Annotated in this window: 15 protein-coding genes and 2 pseudogenes; 10 read left to right on the forward strand and 7 right to left on the reverse strand. The window is 71.4% G+C overall.

Features of this window, described 5'->3' with window-relative positions:
* Window positions 1–79 precede the first annotated feature (79 nt).
* A complete protein-coding gene (locus tag JL475_RS02240) occupies window positions 80–1,525 on the reverse strand; it encodes a glyceraldehyde-3-phosphate dehydrogenase (protein WP_202274494.1) in 1,446 nt (481 codons plus the stop codon).
* Window positions 1,526–1,751: 226 nt separating this feature from the next.
* On the opposite strand from JL475_RS02240, the gene JL475_RS02245 reads away from it, so the two are divergent.
* Complete coding sequence (locus JL475_RS02245; RefSeq protein WP_202274497.1) at window positions 1,752–2,156, forward strand: SseB family protein; 405 nt, start codon at window positions 1,752–1,754, stop codon at window positions 2,154–2,156.
* A gap of 48 nt (window positions 2,157–2,204) precedes the next feature.
* On the opposite strand, the gene JL475_RS02250 is transcribed toward JL475_RS02245, so the two are convergent.
* Window positions 2,205–2,501, reverse strand: coding sequence for a helix-turn-helix transcriptional regulator (locus tag JL475_RS02250; RefSeq protein ID WP_202274499.1), 297 nt, complete (start codon window positions 2,499–2,501; stop codon window positions 2,205–2,207).
* A 209-nt stretch (window positions 2,502–2,710) separates the two neighbouring features.
* Window positions 2,711–2,932 (reverse strand): annotated as a pseudogene (locus tag JL475_RS02255) (glycosyl hydrolase 53 family protein); the annotation flags it as partial.
* A 178-nt stretch (window positions 2,933–3,110) separates the two neighbouring features.
* On the opposite strand from JL475_RS02255, the pseudogene JL475_RS02260 reads away from it, so the two are divergent.
* From JL475_RS02260 to crcB, 5 genes and pseudogenes are all read left to right on the forward strand, one after another.
* A pseudogene (locus JL475_RS02260) lies at window positions 3,111–3,967 on the forward strand (LacI family DNA-binding transcriptional regulator); the annotation flags it as partial.
* 69 nt (window positions 3,968–4,036) lie between these two features.
* Entirely contained in the window at window positions 4,037–4,426 is a 390-nt protein-coding gene (locus JL475_RS02265; protein WP_202274501.1) for a MarR family transcriptional regulator, read from the forward strand.
* Window positions 4,427–4,586: 160 nt separating this feature from the next.
* Window positions 4,587–5,039: a CrcB family protein gene (locus tag JL475_RS02270; protein WP_202274503.1), complete on the forward strand. Its 453-nt coding sequence runs from the start codon at window positions 4,587–4,589 to the stop codon at window positions 5,037–5,039.
* Window positions 5,036–5,422 (forward strand): DUF190 domain-containing protein, encoded by a 387-nt coding sequence (locus JL475_RS02275; RefSeq protein ID WP_202274505.1) that lies wholly within the window; start codon window positions 5,036–5,038, stop codon window positions 5,420–5,422. Before JL475_RS02270 ends, JL475_RS02275 begins: the two co-directional genes overlap by 4 nt.
* A complete protein-coding gene (gene crcB / locus JL475_RS02280; RefSeq protein ID WP_202274507.1) occupies window positions 5,419–5,793 on the forward strand; it encodes a fluoride efflux transporter CrcB in 375 nt (124 codons plus the stop codon). The genes JL475_RS02275 and crcB overlap by 4 nt, the downstream gene beginning before the upstream one ends.
* A 47-nt stretch (window positions 5,794–5,840) precedes the next feature.
* On the opposite strand, the gene JL475_RS02285 is transcribed toward crcB, so the two are convergent.
* Window positions 5,841–6,887: an acyl-CoA desaturase gene (locus tag JL475_RS02285; protein WP_202274509.1), complete on the reverse strand. Its 1,047-nt coding sequence runs from the start codon at window positions 6,885–6,887 to the stop codon at window positions 5,841–5,843.
* Window positions 6,888–7,022: 135 nt separating this feature from the next.
* Between JL475_RS02285 and JL475_RS02290 the strand changes: the two genes are divergently transcribed.
* Window positions 7,023–7,760, forward strand: coding sequence for a FadR/GntR family transcriptional regulator (locus tag JL475_RS02290; RefSeq protein ID WP_202274511.1), 738 nt, complete (start codon window positions 7,023–7,025; stop codon window positions 7,758–7,760).
* Complete coding sequence (locus tag JL475_RS02295; protein WP_202274513.1) at window positions 7,760–8,776, forward strand: asparaginase; 1,017 nt, start codon at window positions 7,760–7,762, stop codon at window positions 8,774–8,776. Before JL475_RS02290 ends, JL475_RS02295 begins: the two co-directional genes overlap by 1 nt.
* Before the next feature lie 21 nt (window positions 8,777–8,797).
* Here the strand turns inward: JL475_RS02295 and JL475_RS02300 are convergent, their stop codons facing one another.
* The 3 genes from JL475_RS02300 to JL475_RS02310 form a co-directional block, all read right to left on the reverse strand.
* On the reverse strand, window positions 8,798–9,988 hold the full coding sequence (locus tag JL475_RS02300; RefSeq protein ID WP_202274515.1) for a D-alanyl-D-alanine carboxypeptidase family protein: 1,191 nt from the start codon (window positions 9,986–9,988) through the stop codon (window positions 8,798–8,800).
* 92 nt (window positions 9,989–10,080) lie between these two features.
* Window positions 10,081–11,223: a transcription termination factor Rho gene (gene rho / locus JL475_RS02305; protein WP_307824950.1), complete on the reverse strand. Its 1,143-nt coding sequence runs from the start codon at window positions 11,221–11,223 to the stop codon at window positions 10,081–10,083.
* A 461-nt stretch (window positions 11,224–11,684) separates the two neighbouring features.
* Entirely contained in the window at window positions 11,685–12,083 is a 399-nt protein-coding gene (locus tag JL475_RS02310) for a nuclear transport factor 2 family protein (RefSeq protein WP_202274519.1), read from the reverse strand.
* An 80-nt stretch (window positions 12,084–12,163) separates the two neighbouring features.
* Here JL475_RS02310 and JL475_RS02315 point away from each other — a divergent pair, with 80 nt between their 5' ends.
* Entirely contained in the window at window positions 12,164–12,892 is a 729-nt protein-coding gene (locus JL475_RS02315; RefSeq protein ID WP_202274521.1) for a class I SAM-dependent methyltransferase, read from the forward strand.
* Window positions 12,893–13,269: 377 nt separating this feature from the next.
* Window positions 13,270–14,961, forward strand: a complete 1,692-nt coding sequence (locus JL475_RS02320) for a multicopper oxidase family protein (RefSeq protein WP_202274523.1) — start codon at window positions 13,270–13,272, stop codon at window positions 14,959–14,961.
* Window positions 14,962–15,082: the final 121 nt, after the last annotated feature.

Raw genomic sequence — 15,082 nt, forward strand, 5'->3', positions numbered from 1 at the left:
GGCGGGGCGGGGCCGGACCGCTTGCCGGCCCCGCCCCGCCCCGTCTGTCTGTCCGTCCGTTCGTCGGTCCGTCGGTCGGTCAGGGAGCCGGTGCCGGGAAGGTCGGGTACTCCACGCCGGAGACGTACTGGACGACCCGGACGACCTGGCAGGAGTAGCCGAACTCGTTGTCGTACCAGAGGTAGAGGATCGCGTTGTCGCCCTCGACCTTGAGGGCGCCGGCGTCGACGATCGACGCGTGCCGCGAGCCGATGAAGTCGCTGGAGACCGCGTCGGGGGCGCTGATGAAGTCGATCTGACGCTTCAGCGGCGAGGTGAGCGACACGTCGCGGAGGTGGTCGAGGACCTCGGCTCGTTTGGTCTCGCGGCCCAGCTGGAGGTTGAGGATCGCGATGGACACGTCCGGTACGGGGACCCGGATCGAGCTGCCGGTGATCGTCGCCTCGAGGTCGGGCAGCGCCTTGGCCACGGCGGAGGCGGCACCGGTCTCGGTGATCACCATGTTCATCGGCGCGGAGCGGCCCCGGCGCTCGGACTTGTGGTAGTTGTCCAGCAGGTTCTGGTCGTTGGTGAACGAGTGGACGGTCTCCACGTGACCGCGCAGCACGCCGTACTCGTCCGCCATCGCCTTCAGCGGCGGGACGATCGCGTTGGTGGTGCAGGACGCGCAGGACAGGATCTGCTCGTCCGGCTTGAGGGTGTCGTGGTTGACGCCGTGCACGATGTTGGGCACGTCGCCCTTGCCGGGGGCGGTCAGCACGACCTTGTCGATACCGGGGCGCAGGTGCTGCGAGAGCCCCTCGCGGTCGCGCCACTTGCCGGTGTTGTCGATGAGGATGGCGTTCTTGATGCCGTACGCCGTGTAGTCCACCTGCGCCGGGTCGTCGGCGTAGATCATCTTGATCGTGTTGCCGTTGGCGACGATCGTGCCGGCCGCCTCGTCGACGGTGATCGTGCCCTGGAACTGGCCGTGCACGGAGTCGCGGCGCAGCAGCGAGGCCCGCTTGACGATGTCCTGCTCACCGCCCCGGCGGACCACGACGGCACGGAGCCTGAGGCCGTTGCCCGAGCCCGACTTCTCGATGAGCAGGCGGGCGAGGAGACGGCCGATGCGGCCGAAACCGTAGAGGACGACGTCGCGCGGCTCACGACGGTCGATCTTGTTGGCGCCGGTGGCGCCTGCCACGGCCTCGGCGGTGAACTCCGCCACCGACAGTCCCCGGTCGTCGGTCCGGTAGGTCGCGGCGAGCAGGCCGAGGTCGATCTGGGACGGACCGAGGTCGAGCGTGGTGAGGGCCTGGAGGAACGGCAGCGTCTCGGTGACCGAGAGTTCCTGGCCGGCGATCTGGCGGGCGAAGCGGTGGGTCTTGAGGATGGAGACCACCGACTTGTTCACCAAGGAGCGGCTGTGCAGCAGGACGGTGACGTCCCGCTCGCGGTGCAGCTTCCCGATGATCGGGATCATCGACTCCGCGATCTCCTCGCGGTGCTTCCAGTTGGTGAACGAGTCTTCGTTGACAGTCACAGGATTATCTTTCGAGCTAGGCGGCGCTCATATGATAACCATGCGGGTCAAGGGGCTCTCAGGGGGTGTCCTTCCGGTCTTTCAAGGGGTGCCCTTCCGGCAGGGTTGCGTCCCGCGCGATCGGGTACGCGTGCAGGACCGTGCCCGGAGCGGATCTTGTTCCGATCACCGATCACCGACCCGGTCCGGGACGGTCCGTACGACCACCGCTACGAGGGAAACAGCCATGGAGACACCCGCGCACGAGAACAACGGACCCACGCCCGCCCAGCGAGCTCTGGACACTCTCTCGGAGAACACCGAGGACACGGCGGCTCTGGACGCCCTCGCCAACAGTGACGTACTGATCCCCGTGCCCGACGACACGGGCGACGAGACGGCCGCCGACCCCGGCGCCGTCGCGCTGCCGGTGATGGAACAGCCGGACGGCATCCAGGTGGTGCCCGTGTTCACCTCGGAACTGGAGATGTCGGGACTGCTCCCGTTCGTCTCCCGCTACCGTCTGGTGCCGCTCGGCGCCCTGGCCGCGCAGTGGCCGGCCGACGAGCTGTCCCTCACCATCGACGGCAGCTCCGACCACCGCCTCACGCTGACGTCCGAGGGGGTCCGCACCCTGCTGGCCCGCCCCTAGACGGGTCTTTCCGAACACGTTCAGCGGTCGCAGGCGGTCAGTGAGCGGTCACTTCACGCTGCCGTGGTCGTCGCGCGGTGGCGGGCGCCGCCAGCCCTTCTCGAACACCGCCGTGACCTCGGCGATCCGTACCTCGTCGCGCCGGTAGTAAGGGCGTCCGGCGATGTGACCGGTACGCAGCAGGCCGACGGCCGTGAGCAGCCGGAGGTGGGTGAGGGCCACGGGGTGGGGCATGCCGAACCGGGCGGCGACGGCTTCCGCGGTGACGCCGTGTGCGGCGTGGCCGGGTTCTCCCAGCCACGTCAGGATGTGCAGTCGGGTCCCGTCGGCGGGAGTCCTCAGCATGCCGTCCACCTCCGCCCCGGCGTCCTCTCCGGGCACGTCCACTGTCCCGTGACCGGAGCCCCCGTGTCATGCGCTCCGGCACCTTGTCCGAGAGTCGGCCCACCCTGGCCACAAGGTGGTCGAACAGCGATCGCACCGAGGGAACGGGCCCGTCCGCACAGGTACCGTGCGTGCGGCCGGGGCTCGCCGCGGCTCAGGAACTCATGAACTCACCGGTGGCGGAACCACGCCGTCGCGGGCAGCGCCCGGTCGTCGTAGCCGAACAGCGCCTGGTTCTCCCAGCCGTTGCCGGAGGCCGGGTCGGCCGGGTCCCAGCCGTTGCCGGTGCGGGCGGTCCAGGTCGCCTCCCAGTAGAAGACGCCGAGACCGCGTCCGTTCGGGACGACCTCGACGATGCTCGCCACGTCGTTCATCCACCGGGTCTGTCCCGCCGCGGCCACCGGGCTCGGTGTACGAGGCGCCGGTGTCGCCGTACTCGGACCAGCCGTCGGGGACGGCCGCGCCTGAACCGTCGGCCTCGAAGCCGCCGTTGGTGAGCGTGCTCGCCGCGGTCGCGGTCCGGGCGGGGAGTGCGGTGAGGGAGAGTCCCGCGGCGAGCGGCAGCAGGGGAACCGGCACGCCCGCTCACTGATCACCGGCCGGTCGGACTCGGTGGGCTTCCTGCTGACGGAGCCGCAGGAGCGGTTCTTCGAAGACCCCAACTTCAACGTCCTGCTGCGGGGGTGTACGCAGGCACTGGCCGCGCACGACATTCCGCTGCTGTTGATGATCGCCGGGACGCGGGACGAACGGCGGCGCATCGTGCGGTACATCACCGCGGGTCACGTCGACGGGGTGCTGCTGGTCTCCGGTCACTCGGGCGATCCGGTGGCCGAGGAGCTGCGGGCGGCGGGCGTGCCGCTGGTCGCGTGCGGCAAGCCGATCGGGTTGGGCTCCAAGGTGAGTCACGTGGCCGCGGACGGACGGGACGGTGCCCGTGACATGGTGCGTCATCTGCTGGCCCTGGGCGGCGCAGGGTGGGCGTGGTGACGGGACCGCTCGACACCCCGGGCGGGGCGGAGCGCCTCGCCGGGTACCAGGAGGTGCTCGCCGAGGCCGGCCTCGAGGCCGACGAGCGGCTCGTCGTCTCCGGTGACTACAGCAGGGCCAGCGGTGAGGCGGGCGCGGAGCGGCTGCTGGCCCGCGCGCCGGACATGGACGCCGTGTTCGTCGCCTCCGACCTGATGGCACAGGGGGTGCTGACGGCGCTGCACCGCGCGGGACGCCGGGTACCGGAGGGCGTGGCGGTCGGCGGCTTCGACGACTCCCCGGCCGCCGTCGCCGCCAGCCCCGGCCTCACCACGATCCGTCAGCCCTGGGACCGCATCAGCGCCGAGATGGTGCGGGTCCTGCTCGCCCAGATCGGCGGCGAGGACCCGGCCACGGTGATCCTCCCGACGGAACTGGTGAAGCGCGAGTCGACGTAGCAGCCGGCCCCGGCTGCCGGCGGGAGCGCACCCGGTCGTTGAAAAACCAACGAGTGCTACCGTTCACCTATGGCAGCTGAGGCGGTGGACTCGCGGCTCGAGGAGCGGTGGCGGGAGATCCTGTCGGTACACGCACGCACCCTCGGCGAGATCGACCGCGCGCTGCATCCGTACGGTCTGGGGGCCTCCGACTTCGAGGTGCTCGACATCCTGGCGACCTCCCCGCCCGCCGAGGGCGAGCAGTGCAGGGTGCAGAACCTGGCCGGGCGGATCCACCTCAGCCAGAGCGCGCTGTCCCGTCTCATCGCCCGGCTGGAGAAGGACGGCCTGGTCGCCCGGAGCGTCTGCGCGGAGGACCGGCGGGGCGTGTATGTGACGCTCACTCGAAAGGGCCGCGACCTGCACGCCGAGGTGCTGCCGCTGCAGCGCGCGGCCCTCACCCGCGCGCTGGGCGGATAGCCCTCTCGCACCCCGGGCGTTACGGTGGCCTTCGGCCGCGAGCACGTCTCGTGGCGCGGCGGTGGGGCCCGCGGTACCCGAACCGCGGCACGCCGCCAACGGTCCCTGCTTGTGGAGGCGCGCGCCCGCACGTCCGGGCCGCTCGACGAGTAGGAGACGTATGCCTGTGACAGCCCCGCCCACCGAGGTTCTCCGCGGACACCGCCCCGCCCGTCGTGCCACCGCTCCCGCCGTCGCCGTGGTCGCCCTCGGCGGGGGAGCGGGCGCCACCGCCCGGTACGCGGCCTCCCTGTGGTGGCCGACACCGGCGGACGGGTTCCCCTGGACGACCCTGGGGGTCAACATCACCGGCTGCGCCGTGATCGGCGTGTTCATGGTGATCATCACCGAGGTCCGTACCGCCCACCCCCTGGTCCGCCCGTTCTTCGGCACCGGTGTCCTCGGCGGTTTCACCACCTTCTCGACCTACGCCGTCGACGGCCGGAACCTGTTCGACGGCGGCAGCCACGGCCTCGCCCTCACCTACCTCGCCGTCACCCCGCTCGCGGCGCTCGGCGCCGTGTGGGCGGCCGCGTCCGCGACCCGTCGTGTTCTGAACAGGAGGCAGCCATGACAGGGCTGACCGGCAGCGCGCTGCGCCTGACCGTGTTCATCGGCGAGAACGACACCTGGCACCACCGGCCGCTCTACTCGGAGATCGTCCACCGGGCCCACGCGGCGGGACTGGCGGGCGCCAGCGTCTTCCGCGGCATCGAGGGGTTCGGCGCCTCCTCGCTCGTCCACACCTCCCGGCTGCTGTCCCTGAGCGAGGACCTGCCGGTGGCGGTCGTCGTCGTCGACACCGAGGAGCGGGTACGGGCCTTCCTGCCCGAGCTCGACGCGCTCGTCACCGAGGGCCTGGTGACCCTCGACGCCTGCGAGGCGGTCCGGTACCCGGGCGACGAAAGACCTTCCGACCCTTCAGGCCATCCCGGGACGAAGGACGAAAGGCCGTGAACTGGCTGCTGGTCGTCCTCGGCGCCGTCATCGGGGCGCCCCTGCGCTACCTCACCGACCGCGCGGTGCAGTCCCGGTACGACTCGGTGTTCCCCTGGGGGACCTTCACGGTGAACGTGGCCGGCTGCCTGACGCTCGGCCTGCTCACCGGCGCGGCGGCGGCGGGCGCCGCGAGTTCGCACCTCCAGCTGCTGCTCGGAACAGGTCTGTGCGGCGCCCTGACCACGTACTCCACCCTTTCCTACGAGACCCTCCGCCTCGCCGAGGCAGGGGCCGCCCGCCATGCCGCCGCGAACGTCGTGGCGAGCGTCGCGGCCGGCCTGGGCGCGGCGTTCGCCGGCGCGGCCCTGGCCGACGCGCTGTGGGCGTGACGGACGTCCCGGCCGCTTCCCGGCCGCCGCGTGCGATTCGCCGCCCGTCAGCGGGCCTCGCGCAGTGGTTCGCCCACGTTCCTGAGGTGGCGCAGCGCCGTGCCGTACGAGGCGAACAGCCCTGTCCGGCAGTACGGGATGCCCAGCTCCGCGCAGTACTGCTCGGTGATGACCCGGGCCCGGCCGAGGGCGGGCGTGGGCATGCTGGGGAAGAGGTGGTGCTCGATCTGGTGGTTCAGCCCGCCCATGAGGACGTCGACGAACACGCCGCCCCTGACATTGCGGGAGGTGAGGACCTGACGGCGCAGGAAGTCCAGGCGCGTCCCCTCCTCGATCATCGGCATGCCCTTGTGGTTGGGGGCGAACACCGAGCCGAGGTAGATCCCGAACAGACCCTGGTGGACGGCGAGGAAAGCGAGCGCCTTGCCGGGGGAGAGCACCGCGAACAGGCCGCCGAAGTACACGGCGAAGTGGGCGACGAGCAGTGTCCCCTCCAGCACCGGCCGCTTCACCGACGGGCTGCGCAGCGCCTTGAAGCTGCTGAAACTCAGGTTGAGGCCCTCCAGTGTCAGCATCGGAAGGAACAGCGCGGCCTGGTGCTTTCCGACGAACCGCGCGATGCCCTGGGCCCGGCTCGCCTGGCGTCGTGACCAGACCAGGAGGTCGGGGGCGACATCCGGGTCCTTCTGCTCGTGGTTGGGATTCGCGTGGTGACGGGTGTGCTTGTTCATCCACCAGCCGTAGCTCATGCCCAGCAGTACGTCGGCCACCAGCAGACCACCGGCTTCGCTGGGGCGCCGACGGGAGAACACCTGGCGGTGCGCCAGGTCGTGCGCGGCGAGTGCGAGCTGCCCGAAGACCACGGACAGGGCCGCCGCGACGAGCAGTTGGCTCCAGCTGTCGCCCAGGACGAGGCAGGCGGTCACCCCTCCCGCGAGGGCGAGGGCCAGGGCCCCGAAGCGCAGGGTGTAGTACAGCGGGCGGCGCCTGAGCAGCCCCTCGGCGGTGATGCGCCGCGACAGTTCGGCGAAGTCGCTCCCCCTCTCGCGGTCATGTTCGGGCGGGGTGTCGGTGAGCACCGTTGGATTGGCCATGCACTTGAGTATGTGAACGGCTTTCCGGCCGCAGAATGATGTTGACCCCCAGAACGAGAGGGTGGGTAGCCCCACCGCGAACACCGGGCCGGCCCCCGCTTGACAGCTCCCGCGTTCGCCCGCACGATCACTTCCGTGAACCTGTCAGACAGCCAGACAGGTGGTGCAGGGCCGCGGCGCGTGAGCGCGATGGAAGCGGTTCTCTCCCACCTCCGCGACGCCATCGAGCGGGGCGCGTACGCGATCGGCGACAAACTCCCCTCCGAGGCGGAGCTGTGTCGCACCCTCGGGGTCTCCCGGCCGGTGCTGCGCGAGGCCCTGCGGGCCCTGCAGACCATGGGTCTGACCGTGTCCAGGACCGGCAAGGGCACCTTCGTCGTGGCCGACGCGGTGGGAGAGCCCACGTTCGGCGACTACGCGGCCGGTGACCTGCTGGAAGTGCGCCGCCACGTCGAGCTCCCGGTCGCCCGGTACGCGGCCCGGCGGCGCACCCCCGAGAACCTCGACCTGCTGAACCACCTGCTGGACCGGATGGACCGGGAGACCGACACCACCGCGTGGGTCGCCATGGACACCCTCTTCCACCTCGCCGTGGCCGAGGCCACCCAGAATCCCGTGTTCCGCCGGGTCATCGAGGAGATCCGGGACGCGCTGGCCCGCCAGTCCGCCTTCCTGAACCAGCTGGGGGACCGGCGTGAGCAGTCCAACCACGAGCACCGGGCGATCGTGGAGGCACTGACCGACGGCTCCGAGGACGACGCCCTCGCGGCGATGTCCCACCATCTCGACCGCGTCGAGACGACTCTCGCCGCCATCGTCCGCCCGCCGGGCGCGCACGCTCCCACGGACACCACCAGGGAAGACCGATCCTGATGAACATCCCTCCCCCCGCGGCCGCGCCCCCGGTCCGCGAACCCCTCCACGCCCCCGTCGCCCACCTCGTCCGCGGCGGGGTCGTCGAGGGCGTCCACTACGGTTCCGTCGTCGTCCTCGGCGCCGACGGCGAGGTCCGGCTCCGGCTCGGCGACATCGAGGCCGCCTGCTACCCGCGTTCCGCGCTCAAGCCCGTACAGACCGTCGCCATGGTGCGCGCCGGGCTGCCGCTCGACGGCGAACTGCTCTCCCTCGCCGCGGCCAGCCACTCCGGCGAGGAACGCCACCTCGCCGGTGTCCGGCGCGTTCTCGCGGGCGCCGGACTCACCGAGGACCACCTGCGCAACGTCCCGGACCTGCCGCTCGGCCCGACCGTGCGGGACACCTGGGTGCGCGACGGCCGCCCGCCCTCCCGGCTCGCCCAGAACTGCTCCGGCAAGCACGCCGCCATGCTGCTCACCGCGAAACTCAACGGCTGGTCACTCGACGACTACCTCGACCCCGCCCATCCCCTCCAGCGGGCGATCGCCGCGAGCGTCGAGGACCTCACCGGGCAGCGCGTCGCCCGGGTGACCGTCGACGGCTGTGGCGCGCCCCTGTTCGCCGTCTCCCTGCACGGACTCGCGCGTGCCGCCGCCCGCGTCGTCACCGCCGCGCCCGGCACCCCCGAGGCCCGGGTCGCCGACGCGATGCGGGAACACCCCGAGATGGCCTCCGGCTCCGGCCGGGACGTCGCCGCCCTGATGCGGGCCGTTCCCGGGCTGCTCGCCAAGGACGGCTACGAGGGCGTCCAGATCGCCGCCCTGCCCGACGGCCGTGCCGTGGCCGTGAAGATCTCCGACGGCGCCGGCCGGGCGCGTGTCCCGGTGACCGCCGCCGCCCTCGCCCGGGCCGGTGTCGAGCAGGCCCTGCTCACCGGATTTGCGGGCGAACCGCTGCTCGGCGGCGGCCGTCCGGTCGGCGATGTCCGCCCCGCAACCGAGCTCGCCCCGCTCGACCGGTCCGGTGCGCGGTGAGAGGTCCTCGCGGGCGGGGGGTCACCCCTGTACGGCCGGACCCCACCTGAGCCGCAGGAACAGTGCCACGCCCGCCGTGCCCAGCAGCACGACGCACGTGACCGTCCACGCCACCGGCCGCTCCGGCTCGGCGTCCCGTGCCTCGGGGGCCGAAGCCGGGGTCGGACCGGCCATGGGCCGGCCCCGGGGCCCCGGCAGCGACGTGGCCCGCAGGGCGTCCAGCGACCCCACCGGATCGACCCGGCCGGACGCCTCGAACCCCCAGTCCAGCAGCGCGCGTGCCTCCTCGTACACGGTGTGCCCGCCGCCCGACCGGGGGTTGAGGACCGTGACCACGAGGGTGTGCCCGTCCCTGCGGGCGGCCGTCACGAGCGTGCTGCCGGCATTGCTGGTGTAACCGTTCTTGATCCCGACGAGGCCGGGGTAGCGGTCCACACCGTCGGCGCCGGTGAGCAGCCGGTTGGTGTTGAGGATTCCGTACGATCCGCCGTCCCGGCCGGGGAACAGCGCTTCCGCGCGGGAGCAGTACCGTGCGAAGTCGGGGCTGTGCAGTCCGGCCCGGCCGAAGACCGCCAGGTCGAACGCCGAGGACACCTGGCCGGGAGCGTCGTAGCCGTCGGGCGACTTCACCCAGGTGTCGTGGGCGCCCAGGGCGCGGGCCTTTTCCTGCATCTGTTCGGCGGTGGTCCGCCAGCCGCCGTTGAGCGAGGCCAGGACGTGCACGGCGTCGTTGCCGGATCTGAGGAAGACCCCGTTCCACAGGTCGGAGATCCGGTAGGTGCGGTCCTCGGCGACCCCGACGAGGCTGCTGCCGGGGCCGATGTCCGCGAGTTCCTCCTCGCTGACGGTGTGCCGGAGGCCGTCCGGCAGGACGGGCAGCACGGTGAGGGCGAACAGGGTCTTCAGCGTGCTGGCGGGCGGCAGCCTGCGGTGCGCGTCGTGCGCCGCGAGCACCTCACCGGAGTCGGCGTCGGCCACCAGCCAGGATCGGGCGGACAGCTCCGGGACCTCGGGTGCTCCGGCGCGGGGGCGGACCTGTGTGCCGGAGCGGTACAGCAGCGAGTCCGGCGCGGCGCGTGATTTGGAGCCGGCCGGCGGCGCGGGGTTCGGACGCGTACCGGCGGTCGCCGCGGCGGGCGCGAGCGCCAGCAGGCCCGCCGTGCAGAGGGCACAGGTGAACACGGCAGCCCGTGAAGCGAATCCGATAGTCACACCGCAAACGTAGGAATGGAACGATGGAGTGCCGTGGTGACCGGGCCGGAGGCCCTTCGCGAGCACCCGGATGCCGCACGCCGTTACGCCGGTCAGCCACCGGGCAGGGTCGGCCGGACGCGCCGGAGGAAGGTCGCGTTGTCGGGGGTCTCCCGCATCCGCTCCAGCAGGGTTTCCAGGCAGGCCGCCTGCCCGTCCCGGGGCCGCAGGACCCGCCGCAGGCCGCGTGCGGCTGTCAACTCCGCGGGGGTGAGCAGCAGTTCCTCACGACGGGTACCGGACGGGACGATGTCGACGGCCGGGAACAGCCGGCGGGAGGCCGCTTCGCGGCTCAGCCGGAGCTCCATGTTGCCGGTGCTCTTGAGTTCCTCGAAGTAGAACTCGTCGGCGCGGGAGCCGGTCTCCACCAGGGCCGAGGCGAGGACCGTGAGCGAGCCGCCCTCCTCCGCCTTGCGGGCGGCACCGAAGAACCGCTTCGGCCCGATCAGCGCGGACGTGTCGACACCGCCGCTCATGGTGCGGCCACCGGAGGGGGCGGCGTTGTTGTACGCCCGGCAGAGCCGGGTCAGCGAGTCGAGCAGGATGACGACGTCCTCGCCCGCCTCGACCAGCCGCTTGGCCCGCTCGATCACCAACTCGGCAAGAGCGATGTGCTGTTTGGCGGGCCGGTCGAAGGTCGAGGCGTACACCTCGCCACGCACCGAGCGCCGCATGTCGGTGACCTCCTCGGGACGCTCGTCGAGCAGCACGACCATCAGTCGGCACTCGGGGTGGTTGCCCGCCACGGCCGCCGCGAGCTGCTGGATCAGAACGGTCTTGCCGGTCTTCGGCGGGGCCACGAGCAGACCGCGCTGCCCCTTGCCGACGGGCGCGAGCAGATCGACGAGGCGCCCGGCCGGACCGGAAGCGGGGTGCTCCAGGCGCAGCCGCTCCCGTGGGTGAAGCGCCGTCAGGTCCCCGAAGTGCGGCCGGTGGCGCAGCGCGTCGGGCGTACGGCCGTTGACCCGGGCGACCTCGGTGAGGCCGTGCCGGTCGTCGCGCAGCCCCTCGACGTGATCGCCCTTGCGCAGGCCGTGCCGGCGGACCAGCGCGAGGGAGACGGCGAGGTCGGACGGGGAGGGCAGGCAGGTGCCGGCCCGCAGCTGCGCCTTCCCGGCCGCATCGATGTCGAGGACACCGCTGACGGCCCGGGGCTGCTGGTGGACGGAGGAGCGGGGGAGCGCGGTGGTGGTCACGGAGGTCGGACCTTTCGTGGACGACGGGGGGAAGAACATGCGGCGGAACGGACATGCGAAGGGAAGAAGGGAAGGGGGGAACCGTGCCGGAGGGTGCGTCTGCGCCCCTGGGCTGCGGGAAACAGCACCTCGGCCGTGGCGATGGAGCCCTGCTCACGAGGTGGTGTGGAAAGCCGGACGGCCGGTCGGAAACGACGGGCGGATCGGCGAACCGATGAACCGGTGAAGAGCGAGAGAAGAACGCAAGAAGAGCGAAAGAAGAAAGAGGAGAAACGGCACCGACGCCTGCGACATGCACGGAGGCGCTGAACGAGTGCTGTGGCCAAGGTACCACGGGGCGCGCGAGCGCGGTCGAGGGCGACGGTGTACGAGCCGGAGAGCCGGAGAAGGGCCCGCCGAGGTGGTCGGCGGGCCCTGAACCGGTCGGGCGATCGAGCGGTGCTCCGCCGTGCCGAGTGTGTTCAGGCCGAGCGGTCCCGCTCCTCACGCGCGATTTTCTCGAACTGCGCGCCCATGGCGGCCGCGAGTGCCTGCGCGCCGGACAAAGGACGCACCATCACGGTGAACTCGTCGATACGGCCTGCGTCGTCGACATGGATGAAGTCGCAGCCCTCGATCTCGCGGTCACCCACCCGCGCGGAGAAGACCAGCGCGTGGTCGCGGCCGTTCACGTCGTTGATCTCCCGGAGGTACCGGAAGTCCTCGAAGACCTCCGCCACCGCGCGCAGGATCGCCGCCGTGATCGGCTTGCCGGTGTAGGGCTTGAAGACGACCGGGCTGGTGAAGACGACGTCCTCGGCCAGCAGCGCTTCGGCGGCGTCCATGTCGTGCGCCTCGACGGCCTCGCGGAATGCCCGCATCACAGCTCCTCACATCAACGGTTCGCACAGGAGTGCACGAGGCTAGCCTCTCGGGCGATGCCTGGGGCTAGGCTGATCCGATGTTCAGCCCCGAAGGTCCGCGGCTGCGGGAACTCGCCGTCCAGGCGCTGTCGTCCGTGGAGCGCGGCTACGATCTCCTCGCGCCGAAGTTCGACCACACCCCTTTCCGTACGCCCGACTCGGTGCTCGACGCCACCGCCGGGACGCTGCGGAGGCTGGGGCCGTTCGACACCGGGCTCGATCTGTGTTGTGGCACCGGTGCGGGCATGGACGTACTGGCGCGGGTGTGCCGTCGAAGCGTCACCGGCGTCGACTTCAGCGCGGGCATGCTCGCCGTCGCACGCGAGCGGACCCGGCCCGGGGGGCCGCCGGCCGGTCATGTGCGGGCGGACGCGCGGGCGCTGCCGTTCGGGCCCGCCTTCGATCTGGTGGTGAGCTTCGGGGCGTTCGGCCACTTCCTGCCGCGCGAGCTGCCGGAGCTGTTCGCCCAGGTCCACCGCGTGCTGCGGCCGGGAGGGCGGTTCGCCTTCCCGGTGGTCGCTCCGCCCCGGCCGGGCTCGCTCGCGTACTGGATGCTGCTGGGCTTCGACGCGGTGATGCGGGTGCGCAACGCGGTGTGGCGCCCGCCGTTCGTCATGTACTACCGCGCCCTCCGTTTCGGCGACCTCCGGCGCGAGCTGGACCGGGCCGGATTCCGGGTCGAACTCCACCCGCTGCCCGATTTCGGGCAGCGGTCGGACGGCAGCCCCCGGGCCCGCCTGGTCGTCGCCCGGCGGCCCGAGGAGTAGCCGCAGCACACCTCCTCGGCGCTTCAGCCGGACTTCTGCGTGTGCCCTGGTCGCAACGGCCTGGTGGTGGTGGGGGCGCAGCGGAGCGGCACGGCGGCCCGGGTCGGCGCGGGCACGCCCTGGTCGACCTTGTCGAAGAGAAACGCTACGCCGACCGGGCAGCGGCCGAATCGGTGAACCTGAAACCACGTCACCCCGCCATGACCAGCTATTCAGCCGCCCCCGCGCGGCGGGAGAAGATCAGATCGTCATCGACGGCAATTCGGGATGTACCGGATGTTTCGGGTGTTGTACCCCATGCTGGGTCGTGCTGCGTCCAACCCCACTCGAGGCCCTTTCGGGCAGGGGTGGGTGCGTGTGCGACCGACCGGAGGGCCATGTTCAGCCAGGAACACAACCGTCAGACTTCTTCTCGACCCCGCCGCGCCGTACTCGGTGCCGGGATCGCCGCCGTGGGATCCGGCCTGCTCGCCGCCTGCTCGGACGGCGCACCGGACCGCAACCGCATCGATGGTGCTCCGGGCGCCGAGCCCGCGCGTTCCGCCCCTCGGCGGGACGGCACGCAGGCACCGCCCGCAGAGACTCCGAGCTCCGAACGGTCGGCACGGGGGCTGACCCTCACGGCCACTCCCAGCACGGTCGACCTGGGGGGCGGGCAGACCGTCAAAACGTGGACCTACAGTGACGAGCTGCCAGGCCGCGAGGTCCGTGTCACCGCAGGGGAAACGCTCAAACTGACCCTGAACAACCATCTGCCGGAAGCCACCACGGTCCACTGGCACGGCATCGCCGTGCCCAACGACATGGACGGCGTGCCGTACGTGACGCAGCGGCCGATCACCACGGGTAAATCGTTCACGTACCAGTTCCAGGTTCCGGACCCCGGCACATACTGGTTCCACCCGCACCTGGGCGTGCAGATCGACAGAGGTCTCTATGCGCCGCTGATCGTGGAAGACCCCCGTGAGCCCCTCTCCTACGACCGGGAGTGGGTCATCGTGCTCGACGACTGGCTCGACGGGGTGGACGGCTCGACCCCGGAGGACGTGTTCGCGCAGCTCCGCAAGGGCAAACCCGCAATGGGGCACGGCCCGGGGCACGGCGAGCGAGAGCGTGACGACCCGCCTTCCCGCCCCCGGGGAGGGATCGACGTCGGGCACGGGCCGCCCCTGGCCTATGCGCCGGGTCACGGGGACGACGACCCTTCGGAGCCACCGCACGGCGGTAAGGGCACCTACCGGGTGATGAAGAGAGCCGTCAGCAGACTGCTCGGCGGTCACGCGGGCAACGTCGACTATCCGTACTACCTGATCAACGGGCGGACTTCGGTCGACCCCACGCAGTTCAAGGCCAAGCCCGGCGAACGCGTCCGGCTGCGCATCATCAACGCGGGCGCTGAGACGGCGTTCCGGGTGGCGCTCGGGGGCCACCAGCTCACCGTCACCCACAGCGACGGCTTTCCCGTACAGCACCACAAGGTCGACTCGCTGCTCCTGGGCATGGCCGAGCGGTACGACGTGCTCATCACCGTGAAGAGCGGGGTCTTCCCGTTCACCGCGCTCGCCGAGGGGAAAGGCGGGTCGGCGATGGCCGTCCTGCGCGCGGGCAGCGGCGCCACGCCGAAGCCGTCCGCGCGTCCGGCGGAGCTGAACCGGAACGTGCTGGTTTCGGCCGGGCGGCTGCAGCCGCACGAGTCCGTGGCCCTGGACCGGCGCGAACCCGACCGTCAGATCAAACTCATCCTGACCGGCGGTATGGAGAAATTCGACTGGGGCATCGACCACCGGCCCTATTCGCCGGACCGCATTCACAAGATCGAACGTGGTGAGCGGGTGCGGTTGATCGTCTTCAACGGCACGGACATGTGGCATCCCGTCCATCTGCACGGCCACACCTACGGCCTGGTCGACTCCGGCTCCCCCGGCGCCCGCAAGGACACGTCCGTGGTGCTGCCGCACCACAAGCTGGTAGCCGATTTCGACGCGGAGAATCCAGGGCTGTGGATGCTGCATTGTCACAACATCTACCACTCGGAGTCCGGGATGATGACGACGCTCGGCTACCGGTAGCCACGCGGCCGCCCCTCGGGGAAAGCCGCGTCACCGGGCGGAGCCCGTGGCAGAACCCGCCAACGGCGGAAGGACCGGCTCGGAGGAGGAATCCCTCCTCCGAGCCGGCCCTTCCGCCGTT

Source organism: Streptomyces sp. M2CJ-2, assembly GCF_016757295.1.
In the GTDB taxonomy this organism is placed as follows: Bacteria; Actinomycetota; Actinomycetes; order Streptomycetales; family Streptomycetaceae; genus Streptomyces.